Below are 22,663 nucleotides of genomic sequence, written 5' to 3'. Positions count from 1 at the left end.
TTTAATTAGCGAACGCCATAGCAATTTGTTGTGGCGTTTTTCATCCTAAATTTGATTGTATTCTTTCGTTGTTATATCAAAAAATATATTCCTTAATTTTATCATTTAATTCATCAAAAGTAATTTTTGTGTAATCTAAATCATTTAATAATTCAGTTTTAATCACACCAAATCAATATTCAATTTCTCTATTATCTAAAGAATTGCCAACTCTAGACATTGAAACTGTCCCGCCGAATTTTATAATTTTATTAATGTATTCTTGATTTGTATATTGAAAACCATGATCCGAATGAACGATAAATTTATCAAAATTTTCGTTTTGAATATCGTTAATATTATCTAAAACAAAATCTAGATTATTATTTTTGCTTAATCTAAAACCTACAATTTTTTTACTTTTGTGATTGATGATAGCAGATAAATATACGTGATTTTCACGTACATCTTTTGGAGCATTTATGTATGAAACATCTGTAGCGAAAATATTTCTATTTTGGCTATCGTTGTAATCTCTTTGAACGGTATTTAAGATTTGACATTTTGTGTTTTTAATTTCTTTTCTTTTTCTTTTTTGTCTTAGCTTGCATTTAAGATTTAATTGATTTAAATATCTGCCTAAAGTTCTGTCATTTATGTGTATATTATATTGATTAAATATATAAATACTTAGCTTTTTTCTGCCAAATCTGCCTTTATTTGCTTCAAATGCTTCAACTATAATTTTTGAATGAGGAATTGTTTTTTCTGTATTTTGTTTAACTTTCGCATTAGAAATGGTTTGTCTACAAAGACTAAAAAACAATGCTAGTTTAATAAATTGGATTTTTAAATTTTTAGCTTCTTCTTTTTTCTCTTTTTTGGGTTTTTGGTTTGTTATTTCATAATATCTTTTTGCGATTTCAATTAGATCATTTCTGTCAAAAATATCTCAATCAAAATTTGGTTCTTTTCTAGGTCTTCCGCTACCTGGTTTTCTGTCTTTGCCTTTTTTAGTTAATAATTTTTCTTTCACGCCTAAATTATAATATTTTATTATTTTAGCAATTCTTACTGCAAGATATTTTTTCTTAACTAATTTTGTTTTTGGAGAGATATTTCAAAGTGTTTTTATAGCTTGTGATTTTCCATGTTTTTGGTAAACCTCAAAGATTAAATCGAATTCCTCCATTTTTAAATGTCTTGACATATTTAGTCCTTTCAATTTTTGTTTTTTTGATTTTTGGTGGGGTATACCCCACCCTCTATGGGTTGTGTACAAAAAATTAACACTTTACAATGTTAATTTTTGTTGTCCACCTTTATTTCTGAAAATAATTTTTATTTTGTTTTTTTAACAAATTTTCAAGTTAGTTTTTATAAACTAAAAGAAACTGTAATTGGTTTTGAAAAAGTTAAAATTGACATTAATGAACTTTTTGACAAAAAAGTAAAATTACGACCAGCTAAATCAAGTAACCTTATTCAAAATTTATTATTAGAAAATTTAGACAAAGTAATAAACAATGATATGTTCAAACCTTGATTTAATTCTAATTTAGATTCTATTGAGAGTATATCTTTTTTGGTAGCTCAAAAAATTATAAAAACTCATTATATTGATGACTTTGAAAAACAAATAGATATTTTGAGTAAAACTATTGAAATTAAACAAAAAACAATAAGTAAAATAAGTGAAGATTTATTCGCTTTCCTTGTTGATGTTAATTTTAATAAATGAGATTCATTGAACAACTTAATTAATTTTAAATATAGTGAAAATAATTTTTTGTTTAATAAAAAATGAGAACCCGAAAAATATATCCCGAGTTTTTATCAAAAATTAAACGAATTAAACTCATATAGAAATAGAATTGAAAATAAAAATTGAGAAAAAAGTGAATACATTGATAACACTCGAATAGTTAAAGAACAATTTGAATTTTTTAAAAATGAATTTGAAAAGAATATTTATCCAATAAATGTTACACAAATCGAAAATTATCCTAATTATGAAAAATGATTAAGAGAAGTTAAATTGATAATTGAAGGAAATTTATGTGACCATAAAATATCATTATTAGGACGATTTAGAATTAAAATTGAAAAACAACTTAAAATTAAAGCAGAACGCGAAAAAACTGAACTAATGATCGGTAAGCTATTAGGATTATTTAAACCTAATAACGAACTTAAAGAATTAAAGAAAATTGTGGAAGATTGGTTGAATAAAGCTCACCATGATGCTGACGATTTTTATAAGCAAAAAATAAATGAATTTACTTTATCAAAAATAGAAAAACTAGAAAATAAAATTGATGAACTTTTATCTAAACTTGTATTAATAACAAATAAAAATAATAAAAATAAGGAGAAAAAATAATGAGTCATTCAGCATTTATTAGTTTTGAAATTAATATTGATACGGAAAAACGTGAATTGGCTGATATAAAAAACAATTTAATTAATGTATCAAATTTAATAAATTCTCATTTAGTTAAAAACGAAATTAACAAGTTATTACTACAAGTTAAGCAAATTGAAGATGAATTAATTAATATTGGCCAAATTAAAGGCGAACGAGTAAATGGTAACTATGACAATAAAGACACATTAATTCAAAAATATAATTTACGAAAAAGTAATTTAATTAAAATTGTTCAAAATATGTCAATCAATGTTTCTTATGATGATATCGTTAATGAACGAACACATTTGATAAATAATTTAATTGTCAGCAATGGTTTTTTATCAAAATTGGTTTTGCAAAGATTAGAAGAATCAAGAATGGAATTTACAGCAGATAATTTTAACTTGATTTTAGACCAAATTAAACAAGAAACAATTGACACCGAAAAACACGCATCGTTGAAAGAAGAGTTAAAGAATTATGTTTTAAGTCAAAAAATTGATCCTAAATTAAAAGGCTCATTGCTTAACGAATTTATGTTTATTAATAATTATCAAGAACTTAGTGACTATGCACCATACGTAAAAGAAGTTATTAATCAGTATAATGAAGCACTAAATAAAAACAAAATCTATACAACCATATTCAAGAAATACAAATATACAAACAAAAGTATTGAATTTATTATTCAAAAAGATAACCAAAACAAAACCAAGCCACGATATTTATTTATATCCAAATTTAAAAACACTTCTCTAAACGGCAATGCTTTTACTTTAAACTTGAATTTTGACGGGAGTGTTAGTTACGAAATTGGTGATTATGAACGACATATGTGTTGAAGTCTAGCTCAAAATGTAGAGCAAGACTTAAATGAATTTGGTTATGTTAAAAATAAACAAATTATTACACGAGCGATTTCGGGTGCTAGACCTTTAAGTAAAGAAAGAAAAATGAAGGTTAATACAAAAAATGATTAAATCACTAAAATATTTACAAATCAAATTAGCACAAAAAAATATTATTTCTATTACAGGTAATGTTAATGATATTTATACTTACTTTAATGAAGATAATGAATTTATAAGTGTTGATATAAAAAACATAATTGAAAATTTTGCCCGTAATAATAATTATTCTAAAGCCGAATATTTTTCACCTGGTTATAAATTATTAAATTTATTAGATCAAGATAATGATAATAATTACAAAAGAATTGATGATGTTGATAATATAGATGAGTTTATGTCCAGGGTTTTAAATAATATTGATGATGCGAATTTAGAATACGAACACACACCTGGTATTTGAGTAATAGATTTTGCTGACAGTATTTTTAACAATCAAAACAACCAAAATAATTATTTAGATAATTTAATAAATTTAATTTCAATTTTTTTAAATAACAATAATAAAAAACATTATTTAGACGATCACGGAAGATTAGAAAAGCAAGATAAATTAATTTTGATAATGAGAGATTCACATAATTTAATTTTTGATATATACCACAAAAATATTGAATACGCCGAGGTTTTAATTAAAAAACCTAATATCGATGAACGCAAAAACATTATTAAAAATTTATCAAAATTTTTTAGAACAGCAGATGTTAATGAATTAGGTGTTGAAGGTGCAATTTTAAATAATGCGAGTGCTCTCACAGATGGATTAAGCTGTAAAGAAATTATTCAATTTGCCCGCATTAAAGATAATAAACAAACATTCAGTAATAGATATAATTTAACCACTTTTAATCAAAAAGAATCTCAATGAGAAAAAATAAACTATGAAAAAATCAAAAACCTTAAAAACGAGTTTATTAAAAGAGTAAAAGGTCAAAATTATGCAATTGATAAAATTTATAATATTTTAACAAGTTCATTTCTTGGTTTAAATGGTTTATTATATTCGCAATCTAAAAATAAGCCCAAAGGAATTTTGTTTTTTGTGGGACCTACAGGAACAGGGAAAACTGAAATTTCAAAAACGCTGGCTGAGTTTGTTTTTGGTAATGAAAAAAAATTAATCAGATTTGATATGTCTGAATATAATCATGAGCATTCTGACCAGAGATTGATAGGGGCTCCACCTGGGTATGTTGGTTATGATTCGGGTGGTGAATTAACAAATAAGGTAAAAGAGAATCCCTTTTCTATTTTATTGTTTGATGAAATTGAAAAAGCACACTCAAAAATTTTAGATAAATTTTTACAAATTTTAGAAGATGGAAGATTAACATCTTCTAAAGGCGAGTTAATTGATTTTTCTGAATCTTTTATCATCTTTACTTCTAACATTGGAACTAATAAAATTGATGCTGATTTTGCCGATGAACCTTTAGTTCGTTCGCAATTTATTGAACACGTTCGTAATCATTTTATTGAAAAAATTAATCGCCCGGAATTATTAAACCGTATTGGGAATAAAAACATTGTGCCATTTAATTTTATTCATAATCGCGAAATAATAAAAACTATAATTCACTCAAAATTGAAAGTTTTGTTCGGTGAAATTGAAGATAAATATAATTTAATTATTGATTATAATAATGATTTAAATGAATTAGTGGATTATATAGTTAAAATAATGGATAAACGAATGGGAGCAAGAGGCATAATCAATAATATTGATGAATTATTAAGCAGCAAAATTAATCAATTTTTATTTGACAATTATGAAAAAATTGTTGCTTCTAAAAATGAAAAAAATATTTTACAAGCAAAAATGACTATGTTTCGTAGTGAAGTTGAATTTTCATTTAAATAGACAATTCTAATTTAACGTTGTAAATTAAATATTGTTAATTTAAAAATAGACTCAAAACAAAATGAGTCTATTTTTGATTTAAATAAAATTATTTATGATATTTTTTATTGTTTAATATTGTAGCAGCACGATAAATTTGCTCACCCAACATAATTCGGAAAAGTTGGTGTGGAAATGTCATATGTGAAAAAATTATTTGTTCGTTGCTTAAGATTTTAGCTTCGCACATTCCATCTGACCCACCGATTATGAATGTTAAATCAGTATATGTATTGATTAAATTACTAAATTTTATAGAGTTATAAGATTTTCCTTTTAAAGAACACAAAACTACATATGAGTTATTAGGTATTGATTTTATTATCAATTGTGTTTCTTTAAATTTTTTTGTTTCTATATTTTTTTCTTCACTAAATTCTTTGATTTCTGTTACTGTTAAAGAATAATAACGAGCTATACTTTTTTCGTAATGCGAAAAAAGTTTTTTAAATTCAGGATTTAGTGAACCAACTGCTATTATTTTAATCTTTTTCATTATGTTTACTTTCGATGTGAAACATTAACATTTGAATATCAGATGGGTTAATGCCACTAATACGGCTTGCTTGACCAATTGTTAAAGGTTGAACGCTAATTAATTTTTGTTTTGCTTCTGTGGCGATATTTTTAACATTATTATAATTTATGTCTTTTGGTATTTTAAGATTTTCTAATCTAACCATTTTATTTGCGTCATTTTTTTGTTTTTCAATATAACCGTGTAATCTTACCATTATTGACAACTCTTTTTTATATTCGAATTCAGGGATTACATCATCTATATCAACATCTGGACGTGATAAAACTTTCAACATTGTTATGCCATCAAAAATTTTATATTTTTGAGCAAGAGTGGATTTAGATGATAAAAATGTTTTTTGTAATTTTTCAATTTCATTGTCAATTATTTGATATTTTTCAATAACTTTTGAGTACTGGTTTTGATTTAGTGTTCCTGCATATAAACCATATTCAGCTAATCTTATATCTGCGTTATCATTGCGTAACAATAATCTATATTCAGCACGTGAAGTTAACATTCTGTAGGGTTCTTTAGTACCTTTGGTCACTAAATCATCAATTAAAACACCTAAATACCCATGATTTCTCAATATAATTATTGCTTCTTTATTATCTAGCTTTAAACCTGCGTTTATACCAGCAACTAATCCTTGACCAGCTGCTTCTTCATAACCACTTGTTCCATTTATTTGTCCAGCAGTAAATAAATTTTCAATAATTTTTGTTTCTAGCGATGGTTTTAATTGGGTTGGGTTAATTGCGTCATATTCTATCGCATAAGCTCATTTTTGGACTTTGGCATTTTTTAAACCTGGAATTGTTCTAATAATTTTATCTTGAACATCTATTGGTAGTGAAGTAGATAAACCATTAACATAAGTGATGCTACCATCTGCGGTTTCGGGCTCAAAAAATATCTGGTGTCGAGGTTTAGAAGAAAATTTTACAATTTTATCTTCAATTGAAGGACAATATCTAGGTCCTATTCCTTCAATTAAACCTGAATACATTGCACTTAAATGTAAATTTTCATTAATAATTTTATGTGTTTGTTCATTTGTGTATGTTAAATGACACGCTAATTGTGTAGGAACATTTACATTTGATCTTGAAGAAAAACTTAAATTTATATCTTCTAAAACTTCTTCTTCAACTTCATCATAGTTGATTGAATTAGATCAAATTCTAGGAGGCGTACCGGTTTTAAGTCTTTGTAATTCAAAACCGAGTTGTTTTAATGATTGGCTTAATTTAGAAGTGGTCTTTTCATTATCTGGACCACTATTTACACTTTTATTTCCGCGTAAAATTTTTGAATCCATATATGTTCCTGTTGTAATTACACACACATTCGCATTTATTATTTGATCATTATCAAGTTTGACACCTATAAATTTATTATTTTGTGTTATTATCTCTTCCACACCTGCTTCAAGCAAATCAAGATAATCTTCTTTGGAAACATATTCAGCGATTATTTTAGAATATTTTTCTTTATCGATTTGAGCTCGTAGTGCCCATACAGCTGGTCCTTTAGATTTATTTAACATTTTTAATTGAATTGTGGCTAAATCGGCCCATAAACCCTGCATACCACCCAATGCATCAATTTCACGAGTTATAATTCCTTTGGCTGGACCACCTATTGAAGGATTACAAGGCATCATTCCTAAACGATTTTTATTAAAAGTTATGAGTAAGGTATTGTGTTTTTGGTGTGCGAGTGCAAATGCTGCTTCTAAACCAGCGTGTCCACCCCCGATTACAATCGCATCATATTTGTTATTTCTAATCATAGTTTTTATTTTATTACAAAAAATGATGTTAAAGATAAAAACACTTATTTTCAATCTTTTTAAAACAAAAAGTATTTAAAATGCTTATAACGTAAAAATTTATTATAAACATATAGTTTATAATTTTATAGTTATGAAAAATGAAAATTTCCAAGATAATAATTCTTTAATTTGCGTTGAAAATTTAAAATTTAAATATAGCCGCAAACAAAAACATATTGATTTAAAAATTGACGAATTAAAAATACCAAGTAATAAAATTGTTTCTTTACTTGGTCCTTCTGGTTCAGGTAAAACTACATTATTAAATTTATTTTTAGGTTTTTTGAAACCAACCGAAGGTAAAATAAGTATTAAAAATAACCCTAAAACTCATGAAACAGCATATATAATGCAAGAAAATGCTATTTATGAAAACATTAGCGCTTTTGACAATATTTTACTGAGTGCAAAAAATTACCACAAATGAATAGAAGGAGCAAGAATTAAATATTTTGATAAATATTTTAGTGAAAATATTAATTATAAATTACTTGTCACATATTGACACTATGCAAGTAGTTTGGTTAGTCCTAATGTTAAAAATATCGTTAAAAAATTCCGTTATTTTAAAATTATTTGGGGTATTTTATTCAGTTTTAAAACAATAAAATTTAAAAACCGGATTAAAATGCTCAATGATTTACGATTAAAAAATTTATTCAAAAACGATGTTGAAGAGATTGCTCACAAATTAGGTATCAAAGAGATTTTGTATAAAAATGTTAATGAATTAAGTGGCGGGCAAAAACAAAGAGTTGCTTTTGCCAAAGGCATTATTAAACGAACTAATTTAGTATTTATGGATGAGCCGTTTAGTGCCTTAGATGCTAAAATTAAAGAATCAACGATTGAATGATTATTAAAAATTCGTAAGGAATTTAATTTAACAATTGTTATAGTTACTCATGACCAACACGATGCTTTAAAAATTAGTGACAAAATTATTTTATTGAATAAAGGTGAATTACAACAATATAGTAGTGGAAAAAATATGTATGATAATCCAGCTAATTTATTTGTAGCCAAATTTATCGGTTCTCCTGAAATTAATTATATTGAATCTAAAAATGGATTTAACTATTATATTAGACAGAATAAAATGCGGTTAAAAGCGGTTAAAAACGGCAAATATCGCATAATAGATAAAAAACATTTTGGAGATAGTATCCACTATTGAATTGAAGTTAGTGGTGATAATTCTTGAATTATTGTTTTAAAGGATCACGACGAATACGAAATTGGTCAAAGAGTTAATGTAAAATATTTAAACTCTGATGTTTTGGTTTTTAATAACAAAGGAGAGAGAGTTTATGAAAACCAAATTTAGTGTGAATAAATTTAGCAAAAACACTTGAAGCATCGCGAAAATTATTTTATTAATATCTCCGTTACTTATTTTAGTTCTTTTATTTACATTAATCCCTATTGGCGAAACGTTTTACAAATCTTTAAGATTTTTTCCATATCGTAGTAATCACAAAATAGTTCAAATTAATTTTAAAAATTATCGAAATGTGTTTGATGATCCAAGTTTTAAAGCTGCGGTTCAAAATACAAGTGCTGTTTTAATTTTAGGAACCGCAATATCAATATTTTTTGCTTTAGTTTTTGCCATTATCATCGAATCACTAATTCATAAAAAAGCAAAATCAACTGTATTAGGTATTTTATATTCACAGTTTTTTATTTCTACTTTTGCGGTTGGTTTAGCATTTTCGCTTTTTTTTGGTGAAAAAAAAGTGTTTTTTAGATTATTTAATATTGAACAATATGGCTTCACTTCAGGCGATCATAAAACACCGATTTGAATTTATTATGTTTTATTTCAAGTGTGGCGTTCCTTACCGTTTAATTTAATTTTGTTTGCTGCGGCAATCAATAAAGCTAATGCTAAATATTTTAGATTAATGAAAGTAGATAAAATAGCACTATTACATAAAATCAGATATGTTTATATTCCAGAATTAAATAAAGTAATGTTTTCAATTTTGTTTACTAACTTTATTTATGCAGGTCTATTTTTGCCAGATGCAATTTTAGGAGCAAACTACAACCACGATATTAATCACTCGCACACTCTAACTAGTTATACCATTAAATATTTTGGAGGTGGTTCATCACCATCGTTGCGATACGAAAAAGGCTACGCTGCTGCATTTTTTAGTTTTATTTATTTAGTGTCGATGTTATTATTAGCACTTTTAATTCAACCATCTTCATTAACCTGATTTAAACAAAAAATTATTAAATTAATCAATAAAATGAAGTTTAAAGGAGCAAAAAATGTTTAAAAGTATCACAAAAGAAATTTTTAAATACATTTTAATTGGTTTTTTAATTTTTCTGTTTTTGTTTCCTATATATTATTTATTATTGTATGCACTGTTATCAACACCTTCATATATTGAGGGTAAAATTTATATTTGGGTAAGGGAGTGAAGTTGGTCGAATTTTAAAACGGTCATTGGTAAAGAATTTTTTATCGCCTTAGGTTATACATTTTTATTTTCTACAATATTAATAATTCTACGTATTATCGTTTTTTCACTAGCCATTGCAGGTTTATTAAAAATGAAACCAGTATTCCAAAAAATTTTTCAATATTTTTTTCTTTTAATTAGCTTAATTCCTGAATTTTCAATTTATTTAGCCTTAGCCACTCAACTTGGTAGATTAAATTTACGAGGTGGTGTATTTAGTGTAGTTTCAAATTCAATTTTCAACTTTTTTACTTTTGGTTACATCTTTAATGTTGCTAAAGCAACGTCATTAGAAAGACAAAAATTAATGATTAACGATAATTTAAAATGATATGAAAAAATTTGATATGTATATCGTCCAAAATTACAATTAGCTTATTTTTTGCTAATTATTTTCACTTTTATTGCCACATGAAATGATTATTTATGACCTGATTTTATTGTCAAAGGCACTAAATTAACCAATTTAACAATATGATATATTAATGTTGGTGTTTATCAGGCTGGGGTGTTAGGTAATTTACAAGCAGCTGGTTCATTTTTAACGATTTTAGTACCATTGATAATTTATTCGGTTTTTTCTAAAAAAATCAATCAAAGATATTAAACAAAGTTCAATCAGTGATTGAACTTTTTTATAAAAATTAATATTTAAGAACTTGAATAAAATGTAAATAGGAAACAATTCCACATTTGACTTTTAGCCCTATTTATTGTGTATATATAAAAAAATTTAGTAATATAATTTATAAGATAAATTTTATCAAATATATCAATAAATTAATATTCATATAAGGAGAAAAATGAAAAAAAAATGACTTTCTTTAATTTCAACTGCGGGGTTGAGTGCTAGTTTTTTAGCAGCCTCATGTTCAGGTGGTAATAACAGAGGGAGCCAAAGTCCTGATGCTCCAGATACAAGTAAAAACAACAAACAAGTATTGTTTCAAACCCCACAAGGAAAAACATGACCTTTATCACTAGGCCTTACGCCGTTAGTTAAATACTACAACGAAACTCAAAAAGAAAAATCAGGTTTTTTACCGGTTAAACTTGAATTTTTTGAAGACCATACCTTTTTTCAAGAATTTCCATTAATTAAAAATGTTAAAGAAAAAATTGAAACACAAGTAGATGTTACTAAAATACCTAATTTAATTTTAGGTGCTCAATCAGGCGCATATGTATTATCACAAGATGATAGATTGTTGGACGTGAGTGATGTGGGAATAACCACAAGTATTTTTGATCCTAAAATTGCTAATTTACACTCAAGATTAGCTGGTAAAGACGCGAGCGAACAATTATATAACTTGCCATTCGATTTAGCTGATACAGATGCCTTAAGAATTAATCTAGACTTGTTAGATTTAATTTTAGGTTTAATTAAACAAGGTGGTGGAACAGTAGATGAAAATGCCGACATTGTTATAAAAGCAAGAGAAGCAACAAGCAAAGGAAATCCAGTTCCAGATAATAGTATTTTTAAACATTTAAGTGTAAAAGCTAATAACACTTTTTCAGGTTATACAGTAAATGACGCAACATTCCAATCAATGGAAAAAATTAGAGAATTTGCCGAAAAAGTTTTTGATGGGCTGAATTTAGACCAAACTAAAGTAAACGCAAACACAATTAATGGCCATATTTTAGCAATTGATTATCAAGAAGATGCTTTCTTAAAAGAATTGCAAGCAAACATTGGCGAAGATTATATTTTTGAATTAGAAAAAACTAGTGATTCTAATGAACCAACTAAGATAAAATACAATCTTTTAGATAAAGAAAATGTTAAAACTAAATTTAAAGAGTTATGAAACACATACAAAAACTTTGCTTCTAAAAAAACAGAAGTTTCTACCGGTGGAGATAATTTAAACAAAAAAGCATTCCAAGCAGTTAAATATATGGCAAATGGTTATAGTGAATGAGGAACTCACGATGTAGCAAAATGAAGAACTGTAATTAGTTATGCCGCTAGTGTTGGCAATAACCAATCACATAAAACTAAGTTTTCACAAAATTTCTTTGTTGGTTTCCAAAAAGATAAAAAAGAAGATTTTGACAAATATGCTGAATTCGAAGATCAATATATTCTTCCTCAAGTAACTGTAGTAGGTCAAGATAAAACAAGTGTATTTTGAGAAGGAGGTTCAAGTTTATTACCAGTTAAATCAACTGATGTTCAACTTAACACTGCAACCAAAACATTTTTAAATTGATTATACCTAGGTAAAAACGATACTTTAGTTAAAGGTACTTTAGAACCTAACTGATTAACTCTTGCTAAAACAACAGGTTATATCGTTCCTCTTAAAGAGGTTATTACTCAAAAAGTAAAAGATGAATTACAAGCCGAACACGATAGACAAAGAGTAATCCAAAATAACACACAATTACCTGAAGAACAAAGAACAAAAGCACACGAATACGCAGATTATTTATCTTCAGCTTTAATTTCATTAACTTCGATTTTAAAATTACAAGATTCTAATTTAAATGTTAAACCAGTTCAATTGCCTACTAATGACACAACAGCTGGTATTATTGGCTTACTTTCAAAAGAACTAATTAATCAAACAAATATTGGTTCTACTGAAACTGCTAAAACTGATGAACAAATTGTTAAAGCAATAGAAGAAATCGTTAAATCTTAATATTTAAAAAGCACAAATGTGCTTTTTTGTGTCATTTTTCAAAAATACTATAATATTTAATTATGAATAAAAATATTATAGAAGGTTATTTTATTGATCTGGATGGAACAATGATAGATAAAAGTGATGAAACCGGTTTTTTATCGCAAACAAATATAATGTTTTTGCTTAATTTACAAAAAATTAAGCCAGTTATCATATCAACAGGTCGCAAACCCACTGGAGCTGTATTAAAAATAATGTCTATGATCAACTCTCCCTATGCTGTATGTTCTACCGGTAGTGTTGTTGTTGATGATAAAGGAAAAATTTTAAATGAAATATTAATAAAAAACCAAACGAAATTTAAACTTTTTCAATTCATTATGAGTCAAAAATTGAACTTTATAGTTAATGGAGATAAGAGTATTTATCATTATGGCAACGAATTTAATTGAAATAAGCGAGAATGAGTAAAACGTTTCAATAAAACAAATTATAGTGCGTTTGATTTAGAGCAAAACATTCGACAAACATTAGTATTTGGTGCTAATTTAAACCAAATGGCACAATTGCAAAAATACATTAATACGCATTTTAGCGATTTATCTACTCATGTTGTATCTAAAGGTTATTCAATTGAAATTACTGATAAAAACGCAACTAAAGGCATAGCCAACAAATTTGTTGCTAAATTATTAAATATTGATATTATGAATTGTGCTCATATAGGTGATTCGAGAAATGATTTATTAGCGTTGCCCCAAACCGGGTATTTAGTTGCAATGGGTAATGCCGAACAAGAATTAAAAGAGCACGCTCACTTTGTTGGAGAAGAATTTAATGACGGGGGCTTAAGTAAAACAATTGTAAAATTTGAACAATTTATCAACCAAAAGGAGATTAAATAATGAAACTAGAATTAAATACAATAAAAAATTATTACAAACAATATTTGAATAATAAAACAAATAAATTAGTGCAAAACGCAATTACCAAAAATGGAATTTATAACGCAACCTACAATAATGACATTCATTTAGTACATAATAATGAATTTAATATACAAACAAAAAAAGGAGGAATGACAAACCAAAAAGCTACTGGAAGATGTTGAATTTTTGCGGCGCTTAATATTTTAAAACCTATAACAATGCAAAAATTAAATGTTGAAAGTTTTGAATACTCGCAAGCTTACACTATGTTTTGAGAAAAAATGGAAAAAGCCAACACCTATTTAGAATTAATAATTGAACACCCACAATTGCAATACCAAGATCGTTTATTTGAAATGTTTTTAGGTTTTGGTCACCAAGATGGTGGGTTTTGAGAATGATCAGAAGGTCTAATTACTAAATACGGTGTTGTACCAAAATCTGTTATGCCTGAAACATTTAACGCTTCTAACACAGCCCAAATGAATTCAATTTTGCAAATTCATTTATTATCAAGCACTAAAATATTAAGAGAATTACAACAAAATAATGCTTCCAAAGATCAAATAAAAGAATTTAAAAACAAAACAATGCAAAAAGTTTTTGACATTTGTGCAAAATCACTTGGCTTGCCTCCTCTTAAATTTGACTTTGAATATCGTGATAAAGATAAAAAATTTCATAAAATTTCTAATATAACACCTTTAGAATGATTGCAAAAATACGCTTCATTCGAATATCAAAACTTGATTAATTTATACGCCGATCCAAGAGATATTTATCCAATTAATACTAAATTACAGGCTAAATACTTTAGAGGACCTATTGAAAGCCGACATTTATCTTTTGTTAATGTTTCAATAAATGAATTAAAAAAAGCGACAATTAATAGTCTTAAAGCTGGTGAGCCAGTTTGGTTTGCGTGTGACATGGGGCCTCAAATTGATCGTAAAAATGGTTTAATGGATGTAAATTTATACCAAATAAATGAGGCGTTTGAACTAAAAAATATTTTAACTAAAGCTGATCGGTTAAATTTTAAAATGTCAACTCCAAATCACGCAATGACTTTTGTTGGTGTAGATTTAGATGAAAATAACAAACCGATTAAATGAGAAGTTGAAAATTCATGAGGCGAAGAAAACGGCAATAAAGGTTATTTTTCAATGAGTGATGAATGATTTGATGAATATGTTTTTAGTGTTATAGTCAATCCTCAATTTTGTTCACAATCTACCATTGATGCAAATAAAAACACCGCAATTCAAATTGAACCTTGAGATCCTTTATCAATATTTTAATAAACTTGTTTTAAGTTTCGCATAGAAATGATTCCATATATATAAAATTAACTTGCTATAATTGGAATATGATAAATTTGAAAAATAAAGCAAAGGCATATTTTATTGATTTGGATGGTACTTTTTTAGATAAACCAAATGGCCATGGTACTGTAAGCGAAACTAATATTCAAACAGCAAAAAAAATTAACAAATATAAACCAATAATATTCTCAACCGGTCGCGGCAACACTGATTTTACAATGACAATTGCAAACAAAGTTGGTTCAAAATATGTTGTTTGCTTAAATGGAGCATTAATTGTGGATAATAACAATAAAGTTTTATATAGCAAAACTTTAAACAAACAACTTATTGCTGAAGTCATTGAAATTTTTAAAAAACATAAAATGTTTATTTATATTAATGGTGAAGTATTAATGTTTCATTGCGGCAATTTAGATAGTCCTTATATGAAATCGTGAGCTCTAAATACAGATAAAGCACACTACTCACAAATAGATACTTCAATAGATATTTCAAAATTATTAGTATTTGGTCTTTCGCGTGAACAAACTGCGCAATTGCATAAACAATTAACACTAGCATATCCCCAATTTTCATTTTATTTGGTATCGAATGGCTGGACTATCGAGGTAGGGCCTAAAGACGCGAATAAAGGAATAGCAAATTCAATTGTTTGCCAATATTTAGGTATTGATCCTAAACAAGCATTTCATATCGGTGATTCGGCTAATGATTTACCAACTAAAGAATATTTAGGTAAATTTATTTGTGTGCAAGGAGCATTGGATTTTGTTAAACAAAAAGCAGATGCCATTGGTTATGATTTTGCTAACTGTGGTTTAAGCAAAATTTTAAATGAGTTAGAAAATTTATAAATCATTTTAAATGTTAAGACCACTTAACATTTTTTTATTTTTTTTCAATAATTAATGTAGAATATATATGCAATTTATTCAATGTCAAGCACTTTTACTTGACATTAACACAATAATTATTAGATAAGGAGATATCATGGTAAAAATTAGATTAAAAAGAACTGGATCTAAATTTAATGCCCAATATAAAATTGTCGCAGCCGATTCACATTCACCTCGTGATGGTAAGTTTATCGAAGCACTTGGACAATATAACCCACATACAAAAGAATTTTTTGTAAAAGAAGAATTAGTACAAAAATGAGTTGATAACGGAGCTCAAATTACACAAGTAGTTCACGATTTATTCAGAAAACATGGTTTAAACGCAAAATTTGTTAAAAATTCTAGATCTTTAAAATCTACTAAATAATGAAAATTAATTTTTTAACTCTTTTTCCCAATTACTATAAACCTTTTGTGGGAGAGTCAATCATTAAAAAAGCAATTGAAAAAAAACTTATCGAAATATCTGTCATTGATTTTAGACTATTCAGTAAAAACAAACGCCATAAAGTAGATGATGAAGTTTACGGAGGTGGACATGGTTTGCTTTTACAAATAGAGCCAATTGATTTGGCTTTAGATAGTTTAATGAATCGAGGTGGCTATAAAATTTTAGTAACACCTCAAGGCAAAAAATTTAGTCAAGAATTGGCAAATCATTTAGCGACTAAAAACGAAATAACTTTTATTTCAGGACGCTATGAAGGTTTTGATGAAAGAATTGTTGATTTGGTTGATGAAGAAATATCTATTGGTGATTATGTTTTAACTGGTGGTGAATTACCTTCTATGGTAATGGCAGATTCAATAATTAGATTAATACCAGGTGTTATAAAACAAGAATCACATCAATACGATTCATTCCAAAACGAAGGATTATTAGATTTTCCACAATACACACGACCTCGTGAATATAAAGGGATGAAAGTTCCAGAAGTATTATTTAATGGTAACCATTTAGAAATTGAAAAATGAAAAAGAGAAGCACAATTTAATAAAACATTAAAAAATAGACCCGATATTATTGAAAGGATCAAAAATGAGAAATAAATTAATAGAATTAGTAGAACAAAGTCAATTACGTAAAGACCACCCACAATTTCGTGTAGGTGATAATGTTAAAGTTTATGTTCGTATCCGCGAAGGAGAAAAAGAACGTATTCAAATTTTTGAAGGTTTAGTTATTAGCAAAAAAGAATCTGGAACTCGTGAAAATTTTACTGTAAGAAAAATTTCATTTGGTATTGGTGTTGATAGAACATTCCCATTACACTCACCTTTTATTGCCCAAATAGAAGTTGTTCGTTCAAATAAAGTTCGTCGTGCTAAACTTAACTACATTCGTCAAAGAAGTGGTAAATCAGCAAGACTTAAAGAAATTAAACGTAATAAATAATAAAATTTACTTTTATTTTTAAATTTAGACAACAAAAAATAACATTGTAAAAATGTTATTTTTTAATTTAGTGTCAATAATTTTTTGAACATTTTGTTGGTTTAATAAATTTAATTTTATAAACTGCTTTTCAAAAGAATAATGTACCTAAAGATATTCCAACAACTAAAACCAAAATTAAAACATCCAAAAGCACTATTATTCCTAATACACCTCCACGATAGAATAAAGGTTTGGCAAAGTCTAAAAATGAATATATAACAACTCCATTATTTTTAGCAATAATATTATAAGTTGCTAAAAACACAATTAAAGCGAATATATAATAACCAATAGCGATAAAGGTTGTGATTTTAATTTCCTTGATACTGATGCTTACTTTTTTTCTTAATAAGAATAAAGCAATAAAAGCAATAATTGGGTTAATAGCGTGTGTAATTGTTGATCTTATGGCTCTAAAAAACGAAGATCATGTTTCAAGTTTATAAGACAGTAATGTTCAATACACGATAAATGTGATAGTAATTAAAGAAACTGAAATAACAAACATTTTTAGAATTTTTTCTTTGTTGGTTGATAAAGATAATAAAACAAGAGTTACTCCGGTAAAAATATTTGTTAAATAAGTAAAATAAAAGATAGTTCCGGCGTGTTTAAACAAAGCATGAATAGTTGGTGTGAGTGTTTTTTTCTCAATTTCAAAAGATGAATCGTAATTAACAGCACCAATTAAAATAAATGCCAAAGCACTTAACAAAATAAAAATACCAGAAATTAAAAAAAGATAGTTTTTATTTTGTTTTAGGTTCCGTAAATTTAAATTTTTCATAATGAGTATTTTATATTAATTATTATTTAATTTCAATAAATTTTAAGTATTTATTATATTCAGCGAAATATTGAAATCTAACACCGTTTAATTCAAAAAATTGCATGTTGTTTCAGTTTAAATTGTTTCAAATACTAAATTCGTAAATCGATTCATCAGTGATTAAAAATTCAGTATTTTTTTCAATATAAAACAAATTAACTAATTCTTCAATTTCTATATGTTTTGTTCTTGAACCCTTAATTTTTAGAAGTAAATTTTTATGATTGTTTCCCCAATATTTTAATCGTAATTTTTCAATTTTAGTTAAATTTTGTGTAATTTTATTGATACATGTCGGGATTATTAAACATAAAATAATTCTTTTGGAATCATGCACAAAATAAGGAGATAATGTTTTGTTTTGATAAATTCATCCATCAAATTTAAATTTTTTAGAATATTTTTCGCGTAGGTTTATAAAATCATTGAAATATAACGCAACTGAAAAATGAGTAAAACTTGATTGGTTTTTATTGAATTTTTTATAAGTGAGTGGTGACAAAGATCACATTATAGTTTCATTTTTTAATATTTGAGTTAATTCATTAAAAACTGCTATAAATTCATCATTCATATAAATATTATATATAAGTATATATATTCTAGTATAATAAAGCATATTTTACTTAATGAAAGGGAAAAATGGGAAAAAGAAAAGAAACATTTTTTGAGCGTTTAACAAGAAAAAACGCTCAACAAGAAGATAGTCAAAATCCAAAAACAAAAAAGAAAAAAAATTGAAAATTTTGAGTTATCGCTTCGTCAATTGCTGCTACGGTTGCGGCCGGCATTACAATTCCATTAGTTGCAAACAGTTTGGTAAAAACATATAATGATCCTTTAAAAAACGATACTGTCGTTTTTAGTTTTAATACTCCTAATAAGAACATAAATTCGGTTGATTTTAATTTGGGTGATGTGTTAAAAAATACTTCAGCTGAGAATAAAAATGACCCAAAACAAATTCTAGACAATACATTTAAATCAGCAATTTTTTACTTATATGACAAAGAAGTAAAAGCATCAAGAGAATATCAAAGACTGTGAAATGCTTCTTTAAAAACTAACGAAAAAGAAAGAACAGATATTGCTTTAAAACCGATTGAAGAATTATCAAAAAAACATAAAGATTTACTTTTAGATATTCAACAACAAATGATTAGAACATTTGGTTTTTCTAAATGAGAACAAGCTTTTAATGATTTTTTAATAAAAAATTTCCAAGGTGCCAAATCAATTAACGAAGCCGTTACATTTAGAGTTTATGAAGAAATTAGAAATGATGCTTTGCGTCGTTTTCAATTAAATACTCAATTTAATGTTAATGATATTGATAGAGTAGCCAAAACTACGGTTTATAAACTAGACGAAAACGGTAAAGCGACAAACGAAGTTTTATTTGAGGTTGGCCAATGAGTATTTCCTTTTTTTGAAAAGGATGTAAATTATTTTGAAATCGATCAAATTAAAGAAAAAATGACTTTTATGACAAACAGCTATGTTGTTGATAAACAAAATTATGCTGAATATAAAGATGCTTCAAAATTTATTGAATTTTACTTAAATAATGACAATCCATTTTTAATTAGTCAATTTACTTTACCTGGAATTGCGCCAACTAAAAAAGAAGAAGGTAAAGAAGCAAAATGAAACATTGACAGACAAGCATTCAAGAAACTTTTATTTTACTGACCAATCGATGGTGAAAATGCGCCTTTCAATGCCCAAACATCATTCCAAAGAGTTAAAGATAGCTTTAAAAGTTATGATGAATTTGTTAAGGTTGCGACTGAAAATCAAAGTTCAACTTTAAATAAAGAAATTGCAGATTATGGAACTTTATTATCAGTTATTGCCCTAGATGATCAAAACATAAAAAGCAATTGAGGTAGTGAAGGTTTGACATCTATAACAGATTTATTAATTTCTAACAATGACAAAACTTTACAAGCATTTTCAGTTTTTGATAATTTAGTATTAGGTAATCAAGCAAGCAGAGAAATTGATTTATTTAAGACGCTATTTGACATCAGAACCAATATCATTAAATATTTAAATTTAGAAGATCCTAAAGAAATGATTGCTAACTCTGCAACTAAAGAGCAAGCACAAACTAAAATTGCTGATTTTAATAAAGAAATTATTAAAGCTTTTGATGATGCTAGCGACGTAAAAAAAGAAGGTTTATACGAGGAAAAATATAACGAATTAGTAGTTAAACCTCTAACTCAACTTTTTGAAGATTCAACCACTAATAAAATTAATACATTTTATACATTAAAAGATGCCGCGAAAACAAAAATTATTTTGACTTCTAAAGGCATAACATTAATTGATGTTAAACAACTTTCGGAATTAAATACTAAAAATTCTCAATCAAACGAAGAAATCATAAAAGAAATGATTAAAAGTGATTTCTTATTAACTAACAAATATAAATCATCAGCTAATGGTAATAAATTTAATGCATTAAATTTAATTAATCGTTCTCTTGATATGCCTGAAATTGTTTTAGAAGCAATGTTTAAAGATAATGAGTTTAAAACATTTTTACAAAATGATTATGTAGTTGTTGACAAAAATGATAAATCAAATTCGTATAAATTTTTTGATAAAATTACACAAAAAGAAATTGATGAAATTATTGAAATGAATGCCAATGTTTTGAGTGCCAATCAACAAAAAAGATCTTTGGATTTAGTTAAAGGTGTTGAAAACTGAATGAAACAAAGAGCAGAAAATGGTTATGACTCAAACTTTGAAATCAATCAAGGTAAAGTTTATTTTACTCACAATAATAATTCTTATACTAAAGATGCAAGTGCAATTATATACGAAACACTAAGATCAATAATGAAGGCAGGAAAGTAGGCAAAATGAGAAAAATTAAATTTTTACTTGGTGGTTTTTCTACTTTATTACCACTATCAGTTGTAGCGTGTGGCCAAAATATTGATTCAACAGCAAAATTAAAACAAGATGATGATATTCGTAAATATTCAGCCGACCAATTGAAAGCACAATTTTCACACGCCACACTACTATCAATTTATGGTATTAACTTTAATTCATCAAGCAATCTTGAACAAACATACATTGATACTTTTAGAGACCAAAATTCAAAATTATTTAAAGACTCATTTCAAGCTTTTCAATTGTATGAAAGAAATCAACTTGAAAAAGATCCTTTTTACTTTGCCCAGAAATTAATTGATTGAAATCGCGATCGAATTTTAAATGTTGATGATATTAAAAAAATAGGCGATATTGAAAAAGATAAACCTTTAACACAAGAGCAATTCAGTACAATTTGGTTAAATGAAAAAACCAAAATCCGCGAAGAAGTTGAAAAAATGCTATTTGTAAATGCTTACTTTAAGATCTCAAATAAAGACGACTTAAAAAAAATTGATAAAAATTTTAAATACACTTCTGAATTAAATTATGAACTAGACAATTACTTACTTTCAAAATACGCTGTTGATAAGAAATTTGCTCAAATTTGATCAAAAGACGACGAAGATTCTAATAATGCAGATTCGTTTTTTACTCGCGGCTACAACACTATAAGTAATGTTAAAACATTTAATGATTTTTGGAATTTTTCAAAATTGCCAAAAACTCTATTAAAAGACGATATTGAATATATTAGTGGCCATGAAAGTGATAAGGAATTATATGGTTATAAAGGTTTTAAAAACAATACAACTTCATATTCATTAAAATGAGACTACGAATCACTGAAAAATAAAACTGGTTCTAAAGATTTATATGGCTATTACGATGTTAATAATGAAAGATTAGTAAATACAGAAATTGAAGCTAATTTTGTTATTAATCCATTTAAAATTTCTAGTGGTCAATCTAACATTCCTACCGTTGTATATGTAAATCAAATAGCACCCATTTCAACCGGAGTTGAAGTTGAATTACCAAGAGTTGAAAATGATGATAAAGATAAAGTCAAAGTAACATTGTTGAGTTTTAAAAATACTTTTTATCATGATAAATTAGATATTTTAGCATTTTTATTTTTCCTAAATGATGAAACACTATATGAAACAGCGATTAAATCATTTGCAGATTTAGGTTATAAATTTAAAGTTAACGATAAATCAAAAGCATTAAGAGAAACAATTAAAGATTTACCTTTTGTGGAGTTAATATAATGGATAACATATTTTTAGATATAATAGCTGGAAAAGCTGAAGCAGAGTTTATTTACAAAGATGATGTTTGTGTAGCTTTTTATGATAAATTTCCATTCAAACCGGGGCATTTTCTGGTAGTACCTAGAGTAAAATCAGCTAATATTACTGAAATGGATGATGAAACGGCAGCGCATTTAATAAATGTTGCTCGTAAACTAGCAAAACAAGAAGTTTTAGATAAAGGAATTCCGGGGTTTAAAATTGTAGTAAACACTGGTAAAAGTGCTGAACAATCTATATTTCATACACACGTACATGTAATTCCTTTTAAATAAAACAAAGTTAAAACACTAATGTTATTAGTGTTTTTTGTTTTAATTTTAGTTAAACAATATTAAAATTTGTTAAGA

The 22,663-nt window shown here is 26.5% G+C and carries 21 protein-coding genes; 16 read left to right on the top strand and 5 right to left on the bottom strand.

Going from position 1 to position 22,663, the window contains the following annotated elements; translation table 4 throughout:
* Position 1: 1 nt before the first annotated feature.
* Positions 2–1,189 carry an IS3 family transposase gene (locus tag EG856_RS02800; protein WP_130429606.1) on the bottom strand — a complete coding sequence of 396 codons (1,188 nt, stop codon included), beginning with the start codon at positions 1,187–1,189 and terminating at the stop codon, positions 2–4.
* Positions 1,190–1,291: 102 nt separating this feature from the next.
* Here EG856_RS02800 and EG856_RS02795 point away from each other — a divergent pair, with 102 nt between their 5' ends.
* Genes EG856_RS02795 through EG856_RS03660 form a run of 3 tightly spaced genes read left to right on the top strand, consistent with a single transcriptional unit; the run spans position 1,292 to position 5,158 of the window.
* The gene (locus EG856_RS02795; protein WP_130429605.1) at positions 1,292–2,362 is read left to right on the top strand and encodes a hypothetical protein; all 1,071 of its coding nucleotides are present in this window, start codon (positions 1,292–1,294) and stop codon (positions 2,360–2,362) included.
* Positions 2,362–3,369, top strand: coding sequence for a hypothetical protein (locus EG856_RS02790; protein WP_130429604.1), 1,008 nt, complete (start codon positions 2,362–2,364; stop codon positions 3,367–3,369). The genes EG856_RS02795 and EG856_RS02790 overlap by 1 nt, the downstream gene beginning before the upstream one ends.
* On the top strand, positions 3,362–5,158 hold the full coding sequence (locus tag EG856_RS03660; RefSeq protein ID WP_130429603.1) for an AAA family ATPase: 1,797 nt from the start codon (positions 3,362–3,364) through the stop codon (positions 5,156–5,158). Before EG856_RS02790 ends, EG856_RS03660 begins: the two co-directional genes overlap by 8 nt.
* Positions 5,159–5,246: 88 nt before the next feature.
* On the opposite strand, the gene EG856_RS02780 is transcribed toward EG856_RS03660, so the two are convergent.
* Positions 5,247–5,693, bottom strand: coding sequence for a 23S rRNA (pseudouridine(1915)-N(3))-methyltransferase RlmH (locus tag EG856_RS02780; RefSeq protein WP_130429602.1), 447 nt, complete (start codon positions 5,691–5,693; stop codon positions 5,247–5,249).
* Entirely contained in the window at positions 5,680–7,515 is a 1,836-nt protein-coding gene (gene mnmG / locus EG856_RS02775; protein WP_130429601.1) for a tRNA uridine-5-carboxymethylaminomethyl(34) synthesis enzyme MnmG, read from the bottom strand. The genes EG856_RS02780 and mnmG overlap by 14 nt, the downstream gene beginning before the upstream one ends.
* A gap of 133 nt (positions 7,516–7,648) precedes the next feature.
* Between mnmG and EG856_RS02770 the strand changes: the two genes are divergently transcribed.
* The 10 genes from EG856_RS02770 to rplS all read left to right on the top strand — a co-directional run bounded on the left by EG856_RS02770 (position 7,649) and on the right by rplS (position 17,231).
* Entirely contained in the window at positions 7,649–8,884 is a 1,236-nt protein-coding gene (locus EG856_RS02770; protein WP_130429600.1) for an ABC transporter ATP-binding protein, read from the top strand.
* Positions 8,868–9,848 (top strand): sugar ABC transporter permease, encoded by a 981-nt coding sequence (locus EG856_RS02765; RefSeq protein WP_198868306.1) that lies wholly within the window; start codon positions 8,868–8,870, stop codon positions 9,846–9,848. Before EG856_RS02770 ends, EG856_RS02765 begins: the two co-directional genes overlap by 17 nt.
* Positions 9,841–10,644, top strand: coding sequence for an ABC transporter permease family protein (locus tag EG856_RS02760; RefSeq protein WP_130429598.1), 804 nt, complete (start codon positions 9,841–9,843; stop codon positions 10,642–10,644). The genes EG856_RS02765 and EG856_RS02760 overlap by 8 nt, the downstream gene beginning before the upstream one ends.
* A 196-nt stretch (positions 10,645–10,840) precedes the next feature.
* Complete coding sequence (locus EG856_RS02755) at positions 10,841–12,694, top strand: P68 family surface lipoprotein (RefSeq protein WP_130429597.1); 1,854 nt, start codon at positions 10,841–10,843, stop codon at positions 12,692–12,694.
* A 62-nt stretch (positions 12,695–12,756) separates the two neighbouring features.
* A complete protein-coding gene (locus EG856_RS02750) occupies positions 12,757–13,584 on the top strand; it encodes a Cof-type HAD-IIB family hydrolase (RefSeq protein WP_130429596.1) in 828 nt (275 codons plus the stop codon).
* A complete protein-coding gene (locus tag EG856_RS02745) occupies positions 13,584–14,909 on the top strand; it encodes a C1 family peptidase (protein ID WP_130429595.1) in 1,326 nt (441 codons plus the stop codon). Before EG856_RS02750 ends, EG856_RS02745 begins: the two co-directional genes overlap by 1 nt.
* 68 nt (positions 14,910–14,977) lie before the next feature.
* Complete coding sequence (locus EG856_RS02740; protein ID WP_130429594.1) at positions 14,978–15,790, top strand: HAD-IIB family hydrolase; 813 nt, start codon at positions 14,978–14,980, stop codon at positions 15,788–15,790.
* A 136-nt stretch (positions 15,791–15,926) separates the two neighbouring features.
* A complete protein-coding gene (rpsP, locus tag EG856_RS02735; RefSeq protein WP_130429593.1) occupies positions 15,927–16,202 on the top strand; it encodes a 30S ribosomal protein S16 in 276 nt (91 codons plus the stop codon).
* Positions 16,202–16,885 carry a tRNA (guanosine(37)-N1)-methyltransferase TrmD gene (trmD, locus tag EG856_RS02730; RefSeq protein WP_130429592.1) on the top strand — a complete coding sequence of 228 codons (684 nt, stop codon included), beginning with the start codon at positions 16,202–16,204 and terminating at the stop codon, positions 16,883–16,885. The genes rpsP and trmD overlap by 1 nt, the downstream gene beginning before the upstream one ends.
* A complete protein-coding gene (gene rplS / locus EG856_RS02725; RefSeq protein ID WP_130429591.1) occupies positions 16,875–17,231 on the top strand; it encodes a 50S ribosomal protein L19 in 357 nt (118 codons plus the stop codon). The genes trmD and rplS overlap by 11 nt, the downstream gene beginning before the upstream one ends.
* Positions 17,232–17,298: 67 nt before the next feature.
* Here rplS and EG856_RS02720 read toward each other — a convergent pair whose 3' ends face one another.
* On the bottom strand, positions 17,299–18,060 hold the full coding sequence (locus EG856_RS02720) for an MAGa3780 family membrane protein (RefSeq protein ID WP_130429590.1): 762 nt from the start codon (positions 18,058–18,060) through the stop codon (positions 17,299–17,301).
* Positions 18,061–18,082: 22 nt separating this feature from the next.
* Positions 18,083–18,676, bottom strand: coding sequence for a hypothetical protein (locus EG856_RS02715; protein WP_130429589.1), 594 nt, complete (start codon positions 18,674–18,676; stop codon positions 18,083–18,085).
* Between the two features lie 68 nt (positions 18,677–18,744).
* On the opposite strand from EG856_RS02715, the gene EG856_RS02710 reads away from it, so the two are divergent.
* Genes EG856_RS02710 through hinT form a run of 3 tightly spaced genes read left to right on the top strand, consistent with a single transcriptional unit; the run spans position 18,745 to position 22,588 of the window.
* Positions 18,745–20,973: a HinT-interacting membrane complex protein P80 gene (locus EG856_RS02710; RefSeq protein WP_130429588.1), complete on the top strand. Its 2,229-nt coding sequence runs from the start codon at positions 18,745–18,747 to the stop codon at positions 20,971–20,973.
* A 5-nt stretch (positions 20,974–20,978) separates the two neighbouring features.
* Positions 20,979–22,271 (top strand): HinT-interacting membrane complex lipoprotein P60, encoded by a 1,293-nt coding sequence (locus EG856_RS02705; protein WP_130429587.1) that lies wholly within the window; start codon positions 20,979–20,981, stop codon positions 22,269–22,271.
* A complete protein-coding gene (hinT, locus tag EG856_RS02700; RefSeq protein ID WP_130429586.1) occupies positions 22,271–22,588 on the top strand; it encodes a histidine triad protein HinT in 318 nt (105 codons plus the stop codon). Before EG856_RS02705 ends, hinT begins: the two co-directional genes overlap by 1 nt.
* The last annotated feature ends 75 nt before the right edge of the window (positions 22,589–22,663 follow it).

This window comes from Mycoplasmopsis phocirhinis (genome assembly GCF_004216495.1).
Taxonomy (GTDB): Bacteria; Bacillota_I; Bacilli_A; order Mycoplasmatales; family Metamycoplasmataceae; genus Mycoplasmopsis; species Mycoplasmopsis phocirhinis.
The sequence above is the reverse complement of the archived record's forward strand: the minus strand, read 5'-3'. Positions and strand labels throughout refer to the sequence as shown.